The following is a 464-nucleotide window of genomic DNA, read 5'->3' on the forward strand; positions in this document are numbered from 1 at the left end:
GCGGTATTCCAAGCGGGCAACGGCGTTGCTAGCAATGGCGCGCTCGGCAGCCTGACTATCGATGCGGCGGGCAACTGGACTTACAACGTCGATAACGCCGACGTGCAATATCTGGCTGAAGGCGAAACTAAGGTCGAAACCTTTGTGGTCTTGAGTGACGATGGCACTGAGCACACGGTCACCATCACCATTACCGGTACCAACGATGTGCCTGTGATTGCTGGCGACGATGTCGGCGCGGTCACTGAAGATGCCACCGATCCAGTTCTGACTGACAGCGGCACCTTAACCATTACCGATGCCGACAGCGGCCAAGCGGTATTCCAAGCGGGCAACGGCGTTGCTAGCAATGGCGCGCTCGGCAGCCTGACTATCGATGCGGCGGGCAACTGGACTTACAACGTCGATAACGCCGACGTGCAATATCTGGCTGAAGGCGAAACTAAGGTCGAAACCTTTGTGGT

1 protein-coding gene is annotated in these 464 nt (G+C 57.1%); it reads left to right on the forward strand.

Annotation, left to right across the window (positions count from 1 at the left end; all coding sequences use genetic code 11):
- Positions 1-464: VCBS domain-containing protein (locus K5Q99_RS22050; protein WP_220778149.1), on the forward strand; the 464-nt coding region annotated here is incomplete at both ends.

Origin of the sequence: Shewanella hafniensis, from assembly GCF_019655335.1 — a bacterium.
Lineage (GTDB): Bacteria > Pseudomonadota > Gammaproteobacteria > Enterobacterales > Shewanellaceae > Shewanella > Shewanella hafniensis.